Origin of the sequence: Gracilibacillus boraciitolerans JCM 21714 (assembly GCF_000521485.1) — a bacterium.
Lineage (GTDB): Bacteria > Bacillota > Bacilli > Bacillales > Amphibacillaceae > Gracilibacillus > Gracilibacillus boraciitolerans.
Map to the genome: position 1 here is coordinate 1 of NZ_BAVS01000017.1, position 18,040 is coordinate 18,040.

Below are 18,040 nucleotides of genomic sequence, written 5' to 3' on the forward strand. Positions count from 1 at the left end.
TTCATGAAAGATTAATTCTTTCTTGATTACACTGTGAAAAGACTCAATACATGCATTGTTTAGCAGTTTCCTTTGCGGCTCATACTTCCTGTGATATGGTATTTCTTTAATAATGCTCGATAATCATGAGAAGCATATTGACTACCTTGACCCGAATGGTGCATTAACCCTTCAGTTGGCGGCTGTTTTTGAATAGCACGTTGGAGCGCTCTTTTTGTCTTCTGGTTTAAGGTTACCACTGCCGACAAAGCCGGACTCTGCTTCATTACGGTATTTTTTTACCCTGTTGTGTAAGGTTTGTTCAGCTAGCTCTAATTCTCTAGCTGTTTCGGATATTCTTTGTCCTTTTTCTTCTACCAGTTTTAAAAGCGTAAAGTTTAAATTCTTTATCGCAACTTTTTCTTTTTGCCATTTGTAACACTCCGATCTATTTATTGGATTCTATTATACAATCCATGTTCGGTGTGTCCAATTACAAATCTAGCATCAAGGGCAGTGATCTGCCATATATATAATGTATTTAACTATTATCAGAAACGATTTAATCTGATGATACAATTATGTTAATTCGTCTGCAACAATGGAATTTGATACTATATTATCTCCTTCGTTGTAAAATAGCAGAATTAAATATAGTATCTTGTTTTAAGTGCTATTAAACGGGTCATCCCATCAAAAATTAGAGACGTAGTTACACATATCCAAAATGGAATCACCTTGGAGAAGTATACAGTTATCAATGGATTGAGCTATTTTCCTGGAGCATGTCGTCTTACCGACACCAACAGGTCCTGAAATAATTTATCGAGTTGGTTGATTTCCAATATTGAATGCACTCCTTCGAGTATGAAGATCCTTCTACACATCGTTAGTTGTTAATAATTTTTATACTTTCCGTCGTCCCGTAGATTCCCTTTCAATAATTGTGCTGTCTAATAGAATTTCTTGTATCGGTTCTGTTGGATGTTGTATTCTCCAAAATAGTTGTTCGACCGCTCTCCTTCCATATAAAGGGAAGTTAATATCTACGGTTGAGGTTGTAGGTTGAGCAATTCTAGAGAGTTGACCATTATCAAAGCTGAATATGGAGATATCTTCAGGAACGTTATATCCGTTATTAATCATATGTGTTTGAGTTAGAAAACCAAGTCCATCATTAATACAGAACCATGCTGTAGGAAATTTATTTAACTGTTGTAAAGTTTCAGCAACGGATTCACTATTTTCAATTATATCTGTTATCATAAAATCTTGATGTAATGGAAGGTTGTAATGATCCAATGCTAGTCTATAACCTTCAAATCTTTCTTGGTAGCTTGGAGAAATGGATGTATTGCCAATAAACCCTATATCGTTATGTCCTAACTCTATTAAAAAATGAATGGCGCGATATGCGCTAAATCGATTATTTAATAAAACTGCATCAGCCTTATTAAATGGATGATGATGATCTATCATGACTACAGGTATGCCAGTATCAATTAATAGGTTAATATAGTCTGTGCTAATATGTGATAAAATAAGTAATCCAGATACGGAATGCTTATTGATAAAGTCGGGAAGAATGAGATTTTCTATTGCATGATTATCTACTGACTCGATAATTAGATTCATTCCTCCTTGTTTCACTTCTTTTTCCACTGATAAGTATATCTCACCAAAGAAGCTCTTTTGAGAAAAGGCAAAGTCAGATGCGATCAATCCAATGTTACCGCTTATCTTATCATTTTCATTCGTACGTGATGAAGCATATATATATCCTAATTTTTTTGCTGTATCTACCACTAATTTTCGCGTTGATTCACTAACCCCATCTTTTCCCGATAGTGCTTGTGAAACGGAGTTTTTAGATATATTTAATTCGTTCGCAATATCTTGCATGGTTATTTTTTTTGCCATTGCTATCCCCCTAACTCATTTGTAACGTTACAAATAGTATACTATATTTAAAATGTAATTAAAAGTTTTATAGAAGGATAATATTGAAAACGTTTAACTTTTTCTGATAATCCATTGACAAACGCAATTACTCAAGTTAATATGTTTGTAACGTTATTAAAATTATAAATTTGAATTAATTGAATTTAATAATGTTTATATTGTTATTTTGTAACGTTACAAAATGGAGGAACTTTCTCACTAGTATTTTTTATAATTTTTTAATGAAAAGAGGGAAAAGTATGAAAACGGAAAGAGGGAAAAGTATGAAAAAGTTTGTTTGGTTCTTATTAGTTTCAACCTTGCTTGTGTTATTGATAAGTGCTTGTAGTAATGATGACAATGAACAAGATGTCCAAGAATCACAAGGAGAAAATACAGATACAAATGAAGGTGTAATAGAAATTGACTTTTGGTCTGCGACAAATCCTACACAAGATGCGTTTTGGAAAAAGGTAGCAGAAGAATTTAATGCTGAACAAGATAATATTCAAGTGAATGTAAGTCAAATGAGAGAAACACCAACATCAGAAGCGACAATTCAATCAGCGATTGCTGGCGGAGAAGCGCCAGTCTTTTCTGAAAATATTAGCCGTGGATTTGCTGCCCAACTAGCAAAAAGTGAGGCTTTAGTTTCATTAAATACACTTGAAGGTTGGGAAGAATTGTTAGAAAGTAGAAAGATGTCTGAAACAGTTAAGCCTTGGCGTTTTTCCGATGATAACCAATATGTTTTACCGATTTATTCTAATCCAATGTTGTTTGGATGGAGAGTTGATATTTTAAATGAACTTGGCTTTGAAGAAATGCCACAAACATATAGTGAAGTGTTAGAAGTGGCAGATGCACTAAAACAAGAAAAATCGGATACTTTTTTCTGGGCCAAATCTGATTTAGCAGATCCAACTGCATGGATGAGATGGTTTGACTTCTTTATGTTATATAATGCTGCTTCAGAAGGAAATAATTTTATTGAAGGCAATGAATTTGTAGCTGATGACAAAGCGGGACAACAAGTATTAGATTTAATGTATCAATTGCAAGAAAGGGATGCGTTATTAGTTAGAGAAGCAAGTGATCCATTTGAAACAGGTTTGGGCATTTTTACGGACATTGGTCCATGGACATTTGCTTATTGGGAAGAACAATTCCCGGAAATGAAGTATGGTGAAACATTTGATTTAGCTTTACCTCCTGTTCCAGATAATGCGGATACAGAAGAAATAAATACATTTGCAGATACAAAAGGTGTTGTTATTTATGCATCTGCCACAGAAGAAGAGCAACAAGCAGCTGTAGATTTTCTGACATGGGTATATTCTGATCCTGATCGTGATTTACAATGGTTTGAGCAAACAGACTTACCACCTGCAAGAGACGATCTAACGACAAATGAATCATTCCAGGATTTCTTAGACGAAAATCCAGCATTAGTGCCATACGCGGAAGCTGTACCATATGCAGTTCCTCCCATTGATAATCCTAATTTCAATGAGCTGCAAACACTAATTGGACAGGAAGCATTTAATCCAGTAGTAGGAGGAGCAAAAGAACCTGAAGAAGCTTGGAATGATATGAAACAAGCAATTGAAGGGGGGGAGCTTGAATAATGAAGAACCTTAGTGATAATAAACTGGGCTGGCTATTTGCCAGTCCTTACCTTTTATATACTCTAATATTTTTTCTCATTCCATTAGTTTGGTCTATCTATCTAGCATTCACCAATTGGGATATGATTGCACCCAATTATGAATTTGTTGTTTTTGAAAATTTTATAGATGCATTGCAGCATTCAGGTGTACAATCTGCTTTCTTTGTTACATTTAAATTTTTGGCAATATTTGTGCCAATGGTCACATTAGCGTCGTTAATGGTTGCTATGGCAGTTCAAGGGTTACCAAGATTTAAAGGGCTATTCTTAATAGGCTTCTTTTTACCTTATCTAGCCTCAGGGGTTGTTTCTTCTTTAATTGTGAAAGGTATATTATCTTACAATAGTCCAGTGAATGAATTCTTACGTGGCACATTTGGGCTGGATATTGACTGGTTAGGAACACCATTTTCTGCGTTATTGGTGGTTTCTGTGATTATTGCTTGGAAGTTCTCGGGATATTATGCGTTAATCCTAACAGCAGGATTAGAAAGTATTAACAAGGAAATTTATGAAGCTGCAGCTATTGATGGAATTAATAGATGGCAACAGTTTTGGAAAGTTACAATTCCGATGCTTTATCCAGCTTTATTTACGACGCTAATATTATCGGTGGGTGTAACTTTTGGGGTTTTTACAGAAGTGTACCAATTAACTGGTGGAGGTCCTAATTATGCAACCAATACATGGCAAATGGAAATTTATACGCAAGCATTTACTAACTTAAAAGCAGGTTATGCATCTGCGGTCGCTTTAATATCTGCTGTTGTGACATTTGTGGGTATTTACGTATTTAAGAAATTATTAGAAGTTTGGGGGGGAAACGACATGGTTGGAGCTAATAAGAAAAAAACGCTTTTTATCCGCTATATTCTCTCGTTTAGCTTATTAGGAATAATGGTCTTTCCATACCTTTATATGGTTATTATGTCTTTTGCAGATTGGAGCCAAGTAGATCGTAAGTTGATTCCAACTAGTTTCACGTTGCGTTCTTATGAGTGGTTATTTGTAGGTGGAGAAGTAGTGGATCCAAAACCATGGCTTCGTGCATTTTTCAATACATTCATTGTATCAGCTGTCTCAACTTTCTTAATGATGATAACAGGTATTGTAGTTGCTTATACATTAGCGAAAATTAAATTTAAGGGCGGGAAATTTTTAAGTAATGCCATACTTTTTCAAATGTTTTTCCCTGCAGTAATTTTATTAGTACCTATGTTCTTAATGATCCAAGATATAGGCCTTTACGATACCTATTGGGCAATGATTATTCCAAAGGCGTTAAGTCTCTGGGCTGTGTTTATGTATACAAACTTTTTTAGGGCAATTCCCGATACATTTATTGAATCAGCTAAACTAGACGGTGCATCAACGTTTCAAATAATGATAAAAATTGCAGTTCCTATGTCAAAATCTATTACAACGGTTATCTTTTTATTTCTATTTATGGAAAGATGGACAGAATTACTTTGGGATATGATTGTTGTCCGCAGTGAAAACATGTTGACATTGAACGTGTTAATTTCACAAATGTTTGGACCATATGGCGGGTATCCAGGACCGATGTATGCAGCGTCTGTGTTGTTGACGATACCAATCATTATTCTATTCCTGTTCTTTGCGAAAAGTTTTAAAGAAGGAATGCAGTTTACTCTTAAATAAAGCACTTAATAAAAGGAGAAGCTAAATGACCTCGTGGTGGAAAGAAATCGTTTTTTATGAAATATACATTCCCAGTTATTTTGATTCGAACAATGACGGTATAGGGGATTTAAAAGGTATTGGTCAAAAATTAGATTATCTTAAAGAGTTAGGGGGGGTTGAAGGTATTTGGTTAACACCATTTTATTCATCTCCTAAAGTAGATAATGGATATGATATTGCCGATTATTATCAAGTAGATGCTGATTATGGTGACATGGCTGATTTTGAACAGCTTATCGAAGCTGCTCATGATAGAGGAATAAAAGTAATAGTGGATATGGTTTTGAATCACACATCTAATCAACATGAGTGGTTTCGGGAATCTAAGAAATCGAGAGATAATAAAAAGCGAGATTGGTATATTTGGGAGCCGTCCACTAATAATGATGGTCCTCCAAATAATTGGGAGTCTTTTTTTGGTGGATCAGCATGGGAATATGATTCAATGACAGGTGAATATTATTACAATGCTTTTGCAAAAGAGCAAGTAGATTTAAACTGGAGCAATGAAAATGTAAAAGAAGCAGTATTTGATGTCTTGCGTTTTTGGTTAGACAAAGGTGTTGATGGCTTTCGCTTGATGTCATTAATTTCTTAACATTAAATAGAAAATTTACGGATAACCCAACTAACAATGTAGGAGAACAAGACCATTTATACGATAAAGATCAAGAAGGAATATTTGATGTTATTAATGAGGTCGTAGCTATCACCAAAGAATATGGAGATAAATTTGTATTAGGCGAGGTTGGTTCAGATGAATTCAACCTATTAGAAAAATATATGAATGAAACAGATTTAGATGCTGTATTTAATTTTAATATAGGTAGTATGGAAACGCTAAATGATAAAAAATTATTTAGAGAAATAAAAAAGATGGATTCTAAGTTATCAGAAATTAATTTGCCGACATTATTCTTTGGAAGTCACGATATGCCAAGACACTACTCTCGATTTAGTAACCTAGGTAATGAAGAAAAAATAGCTAGACTTACTAGTACCTTTTTATTGACAGCTAAAGGTATACCTTTTCTGTATTTTGGTGAAGAGATTGGAATGCAAGACTTTATTGCAAAGAATATCGAGGAAATAAAAGATGTGCAAGGAAGCACGGCTTATCATATAGCGAAGGAGTCAGGTTACAACGATAAAGAAGCATTAAAACGAGCGAATAAGCAAAATCGCGATAAATCGAGAACTCCTATGCAATGGAAAAATGAGAAATACTTTGGATTTTCCAAAAATGAACCATGGATTAATTGTGGTGATACTAGTAATGACTCTATAGCTGATTTACAGATAAGAGATGACCGATCACTTTGGCATCATTATCAATATTTAATCCAATTACGCAAAAATGAACTAACGTTACAAGTTGGTAACTATCAAATGCTTAATAGTGAAAACTCCATTATTTCATATGAAAGAAAATTCGAACAATCATCTTTTATGATTATTTTAAACTTTGCGGATGATGATGCGGAATATAACACTCGTGATCTGGTAGAGAAAGAGATAGAACATGTCTATTCGAGTCAAAGGTTTGAAATGGAAGAAGGATCAGTTTTAAATTCCTTCAGATTACTACCTTATGAAGCTATAGTCATAAAAATGAATAAGGGGGGCCCATTAGCATGACAATCACATTAAAAAAAACAGAAGAAAAAAGTTGTGAAGAGCTTGTTCGGGAACTAGATGAGAAAGAGATCCAGTCTGTTCCAATTAAATTACAGTTCGCAGGAGTAGAAGATAAGGATGTCTATAATATAACGGCACCTTTTTCTGATGAAGGTGAGGAAATCATTGCAGGTAGAGTGGAAAGTAGGGATAGTGAACATTCTGAAGTATATTTTTTTGTAAAAAAAAATGACAAGTGGAAACCAAAAGAAGATCTACCTACTTTTACTTTACAAGATCCTTTTATAACGTTTATTAACAACGACCTTATTTTAGGTGGAGTAGAGATTAGTCCACATCTAGATAATCCAGGTGCTTTAACATGGCGTACCGTTTTTTATCGAGGTAAATCGATTAATGAATTAAAACCATTTTTTACAGGTCCTAACGGGATGAAAGATTTGCGTTTAGTAGAACTTCTATCTGGTGAAGTGGGGATCTTAACTCGGCCACAAGGAGACAAAGGTGGTCAAGGAAAAATTGGCTTCAATAAAGTAAAGAAGTTGGAAGATTTAACAATAGAGGTCATTGATGACACGCCATTGTTAGAGGGGGCAATTTGTTCAAGGTGAATGGGGGTGGCGCAAATGAAGCGCATATTCTTTCTAATGGATTGGTTGGAGTATTAGGGCATATTGCATGTTTTGATAATGATGGCAATCGCCACTACTATCCTATGATATTTGTTTTAAATCCGATAACAGGCGAGTATTCAGATATTGAATTAATTGCAAAAAGAGCGCATTTCTTACCAGGTGAGACGAAACGACCTGATTTAAAAGATGTTGTATTCAGTGGTGGATTAATTAGAAAATCCGATGGAACAGCTAATTTATATGCTGGAATTAGCGATGCAGAGGCGCATAAATTAATAATAAATGATCCATTCCTACAATTTGAAGAATAGAAGGAGTTTATATATGAATATTTATCGTTATGAAGAAAATCCTTTAATAACGCCAGAGGATGTAAAACCTCACCATGATGATTTTGAAGTGATTGGAGCATTTAACGCAGGTGTGACCATCTATAAAGATGAAGTAATAATGCTTTTAAGGGTGGCTGAACGTCCTATCACAAAGGATACAAATAAAGTAATGGCGCCGATTTATAATCATGAATCGGACGAGTTGGAGATTATTGAACTAGATAAAAGTAATCCAGTATTTGATTTTTCAGATTCTCGTACGATTCGGGAAAAAGGTAAATTAGATAGTTTTGTATATTTAACATCATTATCGTACCTGCGAATTGCAAGAAGCAAGGATGGCCATCAATTTACAGTTGATCCAGAGCCTTTTATTTATCCATCGAATAAACTTGAAAGGTTCGGCATAGAAGATCCTAGAATTACTAAAATAGGGGGATACTTATTATATCTATTTCAGTGCTTGTTCTGAGGTTGGTGTCGGTGAATCCTTAGTATCAACTAAAGATTGGGAAACTGTAACCTATCATGGAATGATTTTTGCCCCGGAAAATAAAGATGTTCTCATTTTCCCTGAGCAGATTAATGGGAAGTATTATGCGTTGCATCGGCCTGTGCCTAAAAGTACAGGATCACCAGAAGTTTGGATTGCAGAATCCGATAACTTATTGTACTGGGGGGGAAATCATAAGCATTTAATTGGCTTAAGAACAGGTATGTGGGATGACGGCCGAATTGGTGGAGGCGCTGTTCCGATTAAACCGATAAAGGTTGGTTAGAATTATATCATGGAGCTTCAAAGGATAATAAATATTGCATGGGCGCAGTATTATTAGATTTAAATGAGCCATCTAAAGTAATTGCTAGATCCAGTGAACCATTAGTGAAACCAGAAACAGATTATGAAATTAATGGCTTTTTTGGAAACGTCGTTTTCTCTTGTGGAGCAATAGTTGAAGGAGACATAGTTAAAATGTATTATGGCGTTGCAGACACCTCTATGGCTTGCGCAGAGCTTAGTTTATCAGAAATATTGGACTCATTAAACTATGAGAATTTTTTCGGACAATAAGAGAGTATAATTCATAATTCAATTGTTAATTAATTTTAAAACGAGTATTAAATATTGAAAGAAAGGCATTCGCACTATTAGAAATTAATTGCGAATGCCTAATTTTATATTATTAAAATAGCTTTATCCGATTCCCTGTTTTTATTCGATAAAGTACTAAGTGTGGAAAACATCTATCTTTCAAAAAAAGCCCCCCCACTGCAAATTATAACGGGGCTATTAAAATTAATTATTCAATTATTCTCACTTGTACGTCTTTACGCCCCCCCATTGGAGAGCATTGTCACGATTAGGAACAAATACATCGATTGAATTACCATTTATACCCCCCCCACCGATGTCCGCTGCAATGGCAACTCCATAACCTTCAACTTCTACAATAGATCCCAATGGAATTACACTAGGATCAACAGCGATTACTTTTGCGTCAGGATATTTTTTTAAATCGAGGCCCATTCTTGTTATACCAGAACAGCCATCACAATTAGCTGTATATGCTGTACTTTCAACATTTAATGTCTTTCCAGCGGCTGAACCACGTTTAGCTAATCTGTCCAATGCGGATCTTGTATTCGGTCCTGCGATTCCATCAACTGCTAACCCTTGTCCTCCTTGAAAACTCCTGACCGCGCTCGCTGTGCCAGATCCATAAATACCATCTATATTTGAATGATAATGACCTGATTCTTTTAGCTGATATTGAATGTGTATTACTTGCTTTCCAATGTCACCTTTTCGCAACACTTGTATAGACTTATTCGTTTGTGGACCTGCAATCCCATCGACCTTCAGATTACGTTTGCGTTGAAAATCCTCTACTGCTTCTTCCGTGATATCACCATAGTACCCTGTCGATGTATGGTAAGGAAATACCCCCCCTTTTGTCATCAGGTAATCCTGTAATTCAGCAACATCCGACCCTGAGGATCCATTTGCTACTACGCGATCTCCGATTGCTGCCTCTGTAAGTGATGGAGCTGAAATCATCATGAAGACACCAACAGCTATAATGATAAATAGGTTTCTAAATCTTTTTAACATATAAAAATCCTCCCGTTTTCTCTTCACTTAAGAGAATTCGAGGGAAAAAAATATTTCTTGTATGTCGAAAACAGAATCACATCGATAGACCTTCTATCATCCATTATATCCTAATAATACATTCCATATGGTCTGCATAAAGATAAGTATATCTTTCCTCTGGGGGGGAAACATCAGGTGCCAACAGGCCAATAAGACTTAATGAGTACAGAGAGCATTCACGGCATCAGACGAATTAGAATTTTCTCGTTTTCTGTCATGGCTAAAGACATAGGAAAATCCTTTTTTAAAAAAAGTAGAATAAATGAAATAAGCTTTCCTTTCTAATATTACGAGAATCTATTATATTGAATAGTAAGAAGTGGTTAAAAATACTACACAAGAAAGTGGAAACCACAAATTATAAAAATATAACGTTATAGTATAGGGGAAATTTAGAGGGGATCGTGATATATTGGGGCTTTTTAAGAAACTATATACACTATTTATTATAGCGTCCGTAGTAACTGGCTTAATCGCCGGACAAGTTAGTGGGGTTGAACTATATGCAGATCGATTTATTTTGCCTCTATTAATGATGATGTTATATCTTACCTTGTTGCAAATTCCTATAAAGGATATTAAAAGATCATTTGTAAATCGTAAATTTGCTTTTACCAGTATTGGAATGAATTTTGTCTTAACACCATTATTAGCTTGGCTTCTTGCTGCTATTTTTTTGGAAGATCATCCTGCATTATGGCTGGGATTTATTATGCTAATGGTTACTCCTTGCACGGACTGGTATATTATTTTTACAGGAATTGCTAAAGGAAATACGGCGCTATCTACGAGTATTTTACCCTTAAATCTTATACTGCAGCTTCTTTTATTGCCGGTATACCTTTATTTATTCTCTGGAAAAGTCGGTGTCGTTGATTTCCAGCTTGTAGTAGAGAGTATTATCCTCGTATTGATGATACCTTTCATTTTAGCCTTTATTACAAGACATTACCTTTATAAGATTGAAAAGGAGACTGTAATAGAAAAAGTAAGCTCATTGCCTATCATTTTCTTATGCTTGGCAATCGTAGCCATATTTGCCTCGCAGGGAAGCTTGTTACTCAATAATTTAGCTTTATTGTTTACATTAATTTCACCGATTCTCTTATTCTTTGTAATTAACTTTATGATTGGACGTTTGCTTGGGAAAGGACTTAAATTTGGCAGAGCCAATACAGCCAGCTTAAACCTTACCACTTTGGCCAGGAATTCACCTGTGGCATTGGCGATTGCTATGACAGCATTTCCAAATGACCCGCTAATCTCATTAGTGTTGGTTATTGGACCATTAATAGAGTTGCCTGTATTATCCCTGCTCTCTTATATAATTGTTTTGATTGATCGACGGAATCAATAAAATATCAGAATGGACCCCCCCTTCCTATTAAATATGGAAGGGCTTTTGTGATTTTGTCTGATTCTAGTAATATTAAAAATTAAAAGAATATTAATTTTTTTTTCTAATAAAGTGATCCACTCCTTATTTCTTTACGTAAGCCTAGTGAAATCAAAAATAAAAAGGAGTAGATTTTAAATGAATTGGAAAAAAGCATTAGTTACCGTACCATTAAGTGCAGCATTATTAGTACCAACTGTAGGGGGGGCAGCGTAAGTGCACACGGTCATGAAGATCATTCGACTGCATCAAAGCCAACGGTAAGCACGCCAGCAACAGACCTTAGAGCTACTCTTGGTACATTGTTATCCGAGCACGGCAACTTGGCAATTATTGCTATGCGTAAAGGAATCGAAGGAGCAGAGGACTTTGAAGCAGCTTCCGCACAGCTTAACGAAAACACGCAAGCATTATCAGGTGCAATTGGTTCTGTTTATGGCGAAGAAGCCGGTGCAGCATTTGAAAAAATGTGGAGTGAACATGTAGGTTATTTCGTTCAATACGTACAAGGTACAGCAGAAGAAGATGAAGAGAAAAAACAAGCAGCGCTAGATGAACTTTCTCAATATCGTAAAGATTTCTCAGCATTTCTTGAAACTGCAACAGAAGGTCGCGTCGAAGCAGATGCACTTGCAGAAGGATTACAAGAACACGTGAATCAGCTTATCGGTGCATTTGATGCATATGTTGCCGGAGATTATGAGGAAGCATTCAACATGCAGCAAAAGCCAGAACTCACTTGTTTATGACAGCAAAAGGGCTCTCAAGTGCGATCGCTGATCAGTTCCCTGATAAATTCGATAACACAATGGCTGTTACACCAGCATCAGATCTGCGTGCAACATTAAATGATCTTCTTTCCGGACACGTGGCATTTGCAGTTACTGCTATGCAGAATGGAATTGAAGGCGAAGAGTCAATGGAAATATTTGAAGCAAATGCAGCTCAACTTAACGAAAACACTGGAAAACTTACAGCAGCTATAAAATCTGTATACGGTGAAGAAGGAGCAGCAACATTTGACAAAATGTGGAACGATCACATTGGTTACTTTGTGGACTATGTAAAAGCAACAGCAGCCGAAGACGAAGCAGCTAAACAAACAGCTCTTGATGAGTTGTCACAGTATCGTGAAGACTTCTCAGCATTCATGGAAACAGCAACAAACGGAAATCTTACTGCTGATGCCGTGTCTGAAGAACTGCAAACTCATGTTAATCAGTTAATCTCATCATTTGATGCATATGAAACTGGCAACTATGATGAAGCATACAACCAATTTAGCGCAGCTATGCTCATGCAGGAGACATTTCAACAGCGCTATCTGGTGCAATTGTGACTCAATATCCTGAAAAATTTGCTAGTAGCATGCCAACTGACATGCCACAAACAGGTATGGGTGGAACAGATAAAGATATAGCCGACTACTTTGCTTATATCATTGCATCATTTGTTCTTCTTGCAGCAGGTGCAGGTTTTGTTTACCGCAAGAAAAACGCAACAGATGCTCAGTAAAACAGATAACTCTAACTAGCAAAAGAGAGGGGGGGTAACCTCTCTTTTGTATTCTATAAACAAAGGTGGAGAAACCAATATGAGACGCTTCGTTTTATTAGTAGTGCTTGTAGTTTTTGCTGTGATGGCAGGATGCAGCCAAACTCCAGGAGCTTCTCCCAATGATAGTGAAGAGAAAAAAAACACTGACACAGAGCAACCCTCAGAATCTGACGCAGAATCCAATAATGAACCGGCAGATGAACAAAGTACGATTGAATCATTTGAATGGAGTGAAGCGAATGTAAGCTCTAACAGTGATGAAACCATCAGTAATAAAGGTATTGTGCCAACTTCGATATCAATTCCTTCGATTAATGTGCAAGCAAACGTTATAACAGTAGGGAAGTTAGCGAATGGTAAGATGGAATCACCGGAAGGTATAGAAGAGGTCGGTTGGTATAAGTTCGCCGCAAAGCCGGGTGAAAAAGGAAGTGCTGTGATGGCTGGGCATGTTGACAGTAAAGTAGGCCCTGCCGTATTTTATGATCTGAAAGAATTGAAAGAAGGCGACCTTATTCACGTAACAAATGAAAATGGGGGGGAAAAATTAACTTTTCAAGTCTACAAATCTAAAAGTTATCCGAAAGATGAGGCGCCACTTAACGAAGTCTTTGGTTATTCCGCTGCAGAAACTTTAAAACTGATTACCTGCACCGGGGGGGAATTTCTTGATGACGTAGGCACCATGAAAACCGCCTCGTCGTATCAGCACACCAAATTGATAAAGAATGAAAAAACAAACGTCTTATTTAAAGATGTTTGTTTTTTATGTTTTAAGGATGAGATCGTTTGACATCTTGCAGGCTTCATGGCTAACCTTAAAAATAAGAAGAAGATTCAATGCGAAAGCGCTATAACAATACGAAATAAAAATAAGAGGTGATAAGTGAATGGATTTAGTAACGAGTTTAATAGAAATATTGTCTGAAGATCAGGTATCGATCAATGAAACAATTCGCGGGCAGCATAGTCAGGATGAATCCTATCATGCTCCGCATCTGCCAGATGTTGTCGTTTCCCGGGAAATACTGATGAAGTAAGTGATATTATGAAAGTAGCCACAAAATATCAGACAGCAGTGGTACCATATGGAGCGGGTTCAAGCTTAGAAGGCAGTGTGATTCCTGATCAAGGAGGGATCACCATTGATTTTTCACGAATGAATAAGATTCTGGTAGTATACAAAGATGATTTTCTAGTAAAAGTTCAACCTGGTGTAACTCTTTCTCAATTAGATCAAGAACTAAATAAATACGGCCTCTTTTTCACGGTGGATCCTGGCGCAGATGCTACGATTGGTGGAATGGTTGCAACCAATGCAAGTGGAACGAATGCGGTTAGATATGGCAGCATGCGGAATCAGGTGCGGGATTTAGAGGTTGTGCTGGCAGATGGTTCTGTTATCCATACAGGAAATATGGCAGCAAAATCATCTTCTGGTTATCACTTAAATGGATTATTTGCAGGGTCTGAGGGAACATTAGGCTGTTTTACTGAAGTGACCGTACAGGTTCGAGCTCTTCCAGAAAAAATCATGGCTGCTCGGGCAGAGTTTGATAACGAAGAGGATGCTGTCCAGGCTGTGATTGCGATCATGCAGGCAAGCATTCCAATAGCTAGAGTAGAACTGGTGGATCTTCAATCGATTAAGCAGATCAATCGTTACAATGGCACCAGCTACAATGAAGTCCCTACTATCTTTATGGAGTTTCACGGAAATAAAGCAGGACTCACTCAGGATGTAACATCAATGAAGGAGATAGTCACCGAACGAAACTGTAAAAAAATAGAATTTGAAACCGATATAGCGGCTAGAAACCGACTTTGGGAAGTCCGCCATCATGCAGCATATGCCTTTATTCATGGATATCCAGAGAAAAGACAGATGGTTACAGATGTATGTCTACCAATTTCTGAGCTTGCCGGTGCCCTCACAGATGCAAGGACTGCTGTCGATCAATCCAATCTGATCGGTGGGATTGTCGGGCATGTCGGAGACGGGGGGGAATTATCATATTATCTTGATGATTGATGTGAATGATCCAACTGATTTAGAAAAAGCCAACGCTGTTAATGAAAGAATTGTAGATTATGCCTGGCACGAGGTGGAACCTGTACCGGTGAACACGGGGGGGTAGGGACTGGTAAGTTAAAATATCAGGAGAAGGAACACGGAGAAGCACTAGATGTAATGCGGAAAATCAAACAGGCTTTAGATCCTGATAGCATCCTTAATCCAGGGAAAATTTTGAAGTGTTAAATGCAAGAAAGTAGGCATTATAAGAATCCTTTCTTTGGTTATTTCATCCTGATTTTAACCATAACAGAAACGGATTCTTTTTCATTTATTTGATGCAGACTGTCTGCAACTTGAGTTGTTGTTGGATATGAACTATTAAACTATCTAATGATTGCTATGAATATATTAGAATAAATCATTTTTTTAAAAATAAGTTCCGGTTACTAGTCTTTACAATACCTTTTATAACAAAATAGTTTAGTGAGTTGTTGGAGTAAGCGGTTTTATACGGGTTGACACATTGACTTCTATCTCATTTTATGCTTAAATAAGAAAGCAGTCGAACAAGTTCTAAAAACTAAAATTTAGAATTTTTTATGACCGAATATCTATTAATTTATATATCTCCAAATTCTCCGTACTGATCCAATCAATTCTTGAGATAATGAATTTCTTCCTATATGATTTTATCCTTACTTGAGCATTTTTATTTCTATAGTATTAAAATAAATTGCTGAGGTGATGTTTTTTGTTAAAATACGCTATATTATCTGTTTCACTTATTACTGTTATGGCTGGAGCTATCATCGCACCTGCTATTGGTTCTATTGCAGTTGCCTTTCCAGATGCTTCAGGGTTTCAAATCAATCTACTAACTAGTCTACATGCAGCCTTCATGATCCCGTTTGCATTTGTGTCAGGATTCTTATGTCGATACTTTTCTAAAAAGGCTATTCTATTGTTCTCGTTAGTTCTTTATCTAGTAGCTGGAGTTGGTGGTGGTTTTGCTCCTAATATGTTTATCCTATTATGTACTCGTGCACTATTAGGTATATCAGTCGGGTTAATGATGCCATTATCTACAACTCTTGTATCTGATAATTATGATGGTGAAAAACGTACAGGAATGATGGGTATGGTAAGTGCCGCGACAAACCTTGGTGCTATCATCGCTATCATGATTGCAGGTGTGTTAGCAACCATTAGTTGGAATGCAACATTTTATGTATACGGAATTGGAGCAATCGTTATGATTTTCGTTGTGGCATATCTTCCGCGAAAAGCACCAGTTCGCAGCAAAACCAAGTCAGGAAAACAAGCTGCTATTCCTAAAGCTAAATTGGCGACTTACGCGATAATGATGTTTCTCTTATTTGTTGTCTTTTATTCAATACCTTCTAATATGGCATTATATCTGCAGGAAAATGATATAACAAACACGATTTTAACGGGAATTATTATTGCCGCATGTTCATTAGGTGGTTTTCTTGGTGGAATGACTCTTGCAAGATTTCAGAGAAAACTTAAGATTGCGTATGTACCTGTTCAAGTTATGCTCATGGGCATTGGATTTGCCATGATTGTCTTTACACCATCTATGATTTTAGTTGGAATGGGTGTATTCATTCTTGGGTTTGGTTACGGAAGCTTAGTACCTGTTATATTTGACGGAGTATCAAATTTGGCAAGCGGAGCCCAGGCAATGATTGCATGGCAGTAGTTCAAAGCTTTATCTATTTAGGTCAATTCAGTTCTCCACATATTCATAGTATTATTAGTAATACATTTGGAGACGGAAGCGTAAATTATTCCTATTCTGTTATGGCTATCGTATTATTGATTGTTGGTGTGATTTTAATCCTGAAAACTTTGTATCAAGTGAAATTTGTAAAACCAAACAAAGCGGCTGTACCAGGAAAGAAATTAATGTAATTATTGAAACTTATAAATGAGGTGAGAAGGGAAACTTTCTTATCTCATTTTTTATTGCTATTATTTAATAATTCAACAATGTAACTGCTTACATTATAACAGATAAAAAAATTTTTGTAAACGTTTTATTAAAAAATCGTTATGAGCGAGATAAATTCACTGAAACGCTGTATGAGTATATGGATTTCGAACGGAAAATGAAATAGTTACAAAAAAATATAAAACATTTTAATGCAAATAGAGAAAATAAAAATAGTACTCAACTTTTGATAATGAAAAAACCCTCCAAATCCTTATAAAATAAGGTCGCGGGAGAGTTTTTCTTGGGAAACTGTCAAACCTGATATGTGTTTTAACGGATAAATAATAATAGTAAACAGTTTTTATGAAATTAATGGTTACCTTTTACAATAAGTAACTAAAGGCATTACGTATTACATCTCCACGACTTATAATCCCTACTAATATCCCGTTTTGTTCAACAGGTAATTTTTTAATTTGTTTTTTTCCTAAAATTCGTGCTATTTCTTCGATATCTTCGTCTGACTTCACAGTATAAACTGATTTACGTGCGACTTCCATCACGTTATAATCAAGTATTTTTTTAGCTCTTTCTTCAAACTTATCATCATCACCCTGGAGAACATTAACAAAATACAACGCATTTACTACATTTTCTTTATGTTTGCCAACATATCGCATGATATCACCATCACTTATATAACCAACGATCTCATTTTGATCATTTACAACTGGAAGTCCGCTAATCCCGTTCTTAATAAATTTTTCAATAACAGATCGAACCGTACTGTCTTCCATTACTTTGATTACCTGTGTTTTCATAATTGATTCAGCATTCATTTTAAAACATCCTTTTTCTATCATAATTAACTCTATCTCCTATTATAATACCTTTTAGCCAAAAAGTAACCTCGTGGCTTTAAAATTTGCAGAACATCATTGAAATGACATCCAGAAAGCCCATTGATACAATAGAAAATTTTTTTTGCTTATAAATTACAACTTACTTAATACGTGGAGGTTATTAAGAAAAAGTCATCATTGAGTAGTGCGATGATAGG

Annotated in this window: 14 protein-coding genes and 6 pseudogenes; 15 read left to right on the forward strand and 5 right to left on the reverse strand. The window is 35.9% G+C overall.

The features are described from left to right. From JCM21714_RS11145 to JCM21714_RS11150, 3 genes and pseudogenes are all read right to left on the reverse strand, one after another. A pseudogene (locus tag JCM21714_RS11145) lies at window positions 1–209 on the reverse strand (DDE-type integrase/transposase/recombinase); the annotation flags it as partial. Continuing rightward, window positions 172–435 carry a transposase gene (locus JCM21714_RS24110; RefSeq protein ID WP_369403559.1) on the reverse strand — a complete coding sequence of 88 codons (264 nt, stop codon included), beginning with the start codon at window positions 433–435 and terminating at the stop codon, window positions 172–174. The gene JCM21714_RS24110 and the pseudogene JCM21714_RS11145, both read right to left, overlap by 38 nt. Window positions 436–885: 450 nt before the next feature. Then, window positions 886–1,899: a LacI family DNA-binding transcriptional regulator gene (locus JCM21714_RS11150; protein ID WP_035724390.1), complete on the reverse strand. Its 1,014-nt coding sequence runs from the start codon at window positions 1,897–1,899 to the stop codon at window positions 886–888. Window positions 1,900–2,204: 305 nt separating this feature from the next. On the opposite strand from JCM21714_RS11150, the gene JCM21714_RS11155 reads away from it, so the two are divergent. The 6 genes and pseudogenes from JCM21714_RS11155 to JCM21714_RS11180 all read left to right on the forward strand — a co-directional run bounded on the left by JCM21714_RS11155 (window position 2,205) and on the right by JCM21714_RS11180 (window position 8,970). Next, complete coding sequence (locus JCM21714_RS11155) at window positions 2,205–3,548, forward strand: extracellular solute-binding protein (RefSeq protein ID WP_035724450.1); 1,344 nt, start codon at window positions 2,205–2,207, stop codon at window positions 3,546–3,548. Next, a pseudogene (locus tag JCM21714_RS11160) lies at window positions 3,548–4,431 on the forward strand (carbohydrate ABC transporter permease). Before JCM21714_RS11155 ends, JCM21714_RS11160 begins: the two are co-directional and overlap by 1 nt. After that, window positions 4,418–5,251: a carbohydrate ABC transporter permease gene (locus JCM21714_RS11165; protein WP_035724393.1), complete on the forward strand. Its 834-nt coding sequence runs from the start codon at window positions 4,418–4,420 to the stop codon at window positions 5,249–5,251. Before JCM21714_RS11160 ends, JCM21714_RS11165 begins: the two are co-directional and overlap by 14 nt. A 25-nt stretch (window positions 5,252–5,276) precedes the next feature. Next, a pseudogene (locus tag JCM21714_RS21500) lies at window positions 5,277–6,931 on the forward strand (glycoside hydrolase family 13 protein). Beyond that, window positions 6,928–7,877, forward strand: a pseudogene (locus JCM21714_RS24115) (MTP-1 family protein). Before JCM21714_RS21500 ends, JCM21714_RS24115 begins: the two co-directional pseudogenes overlap by 4 nt. A 13-nt stretch (window positions 7,878–7,890) precedes the next feature. Continuing rightward, window positions 7,891–8,970: pseudogene (locus JCM21714_RS11180) on the forward strand (BtaManbiosPhlase). A 243-nt stretch (window positions 8,971–9,213) separates the two neighbouring features. Here the strand turns inward: JCM21714_RS11180 and JCM21714_RS18390 are convergent. Next, window positions 9,214–10,011 carry a peptidoglycan-binding protein gene (locus JCM21714_RS18390; RefSeq protein WP_305037896.1) on the reverse strand — a complete coding sequence of 266 codons (798 nt, stop codon included), beginning with the start codon at window positions 10,009–10,011 and terminating at the stop codon, window positions 9,214–9,216. Window positions 10,012–10,465: 454 nt separating this feature from the next. Here JCM21714_RS18390 and JCM21714_RS11195 point away from each other — a divergent pair, with 454 nt between their 5' ends. The 9 genes and pseudogenes from JCM21714_RS11195 (at window position 10,466) to JCM21714_RS11220 (ending at window position 16,958) form a co-directional block, all read left to right on the forward strand. After that, entirely contained in the window at window positions 10,466–11,410 is a 945-nt protein-coding gene (locus tag JCM21714_RS11195; RefSeq protein WP_035724396.1) for an arsenic resistance protein, read from the forward strand. Window positions 11,411–11,592: 182 nt separating this feature from the next. Continuing rightward, entirely contained in the window at window positions 11,593–12,198 is a 606-nt protein-coding gene (locus tag JCM21714_RS21510) for a hypothetical protein (protein ID WP_235182775.1), read from the forward strand. After that, window positions 12,195–12,788 (forward strand): hypothetical protein, encoded by a 594-nt coding sequence (locus JCM21714_RS21515; RefSeq protein WP_235182776.1) that lies wholly within the window; start codon window positions 12,195–12,197, stop codon window positions 12,786–12,788. Before JCM21714_RS21510 ends, JCM21714_RS21515 begins: the two co-directional genes overlap by 4 nt. Further along, window positions 12,785–12,964, forward strand: coding sequence for a hypothetical protein (locus JCM21714_RS21520; RefSeq protein ID WP_235182777.1), 180 nt, complete (start codon window positions 12,785–12,787; stop codon window positions 12,962–12,964). The genes JCM21714_RS21515 and JCM21714_RS21520 overlap by 4 nt, the downstream gene beginning before the upstream one ends. 46 nt (window positions 12,965–13,010) lie before the next feature. Then, complete coding sequence (locus tag JCM21714_RS18395; RefSeq protein WP_052000532.1) at window positions 13,011–13,799, forward strand: class F sortase; 789 nt, start codon at window positions 13,011–13,013, stop codon at window positions 13,797–13,799. Window positions 13,800–13,896: 97 nt separating this feature from the next. Then, window positions 13,897–14,046, forward strand: coding sequence for a hypothetical protein (locus JCM21714_RS21525; protein ID WP_235182778.1), 150 nt, complete (start codon window positions 13,897–13,899; stop codon window positions 14,044–14,046). A gap of 8 nt (window positions 14,047–14,054) precedes the next feature. Further along, a pseudogene (locus JCM21714_RS11210) lies at window positions 14,055–15,266 on the forward strand (FAD-binding oxidoreductase). 508 nt (window positions 15,267–15,774) lie between these two features. After that, window positions 15,775–16,746 (forward strand): MFS transporter, encoded by a 972-nt coding sequence (locus JCM21714_RS11215; protein ID WP_035724399.1) that lies wholly within the window; start codon window positions 15,775–15,777, stop codon window positions 16,744–16,746. Then, a complete protein-coding gene (locus JCM21714_RS11220) occupies window positions 16,737–16,958 on the forward strand; it encodes a hypothetical protein (RefSeq protein WP_035724403.1) in 222 nt (73 codons plus the stop codon). The genes JCM21714_RS11215 and JCM21714_RS11220 overlap by 10 nt, the downstream gene beginning before the upstream one ends. 405 nt (window positions 16,959–17,363) lie before the next feature. Here JCM21714_RS11220 and JCM21714_RS11225 read toward each other — a convergent pair whose 3' ends face one another. Continuing rightward, on the reverse strand, window positions 17,364–17,819 hold the full coding sequence (locus tag JCM21714_RS11225; protein ID WP_035724462.1) for a CBS domain-containing protein: 456 nt from the start codon (window positions 17,817–17,819) through the stop codon (window positions 17,364–17,366). Between the last annotated feature and the right edge of the window lie 221 nt (window positions 17,820–18,040).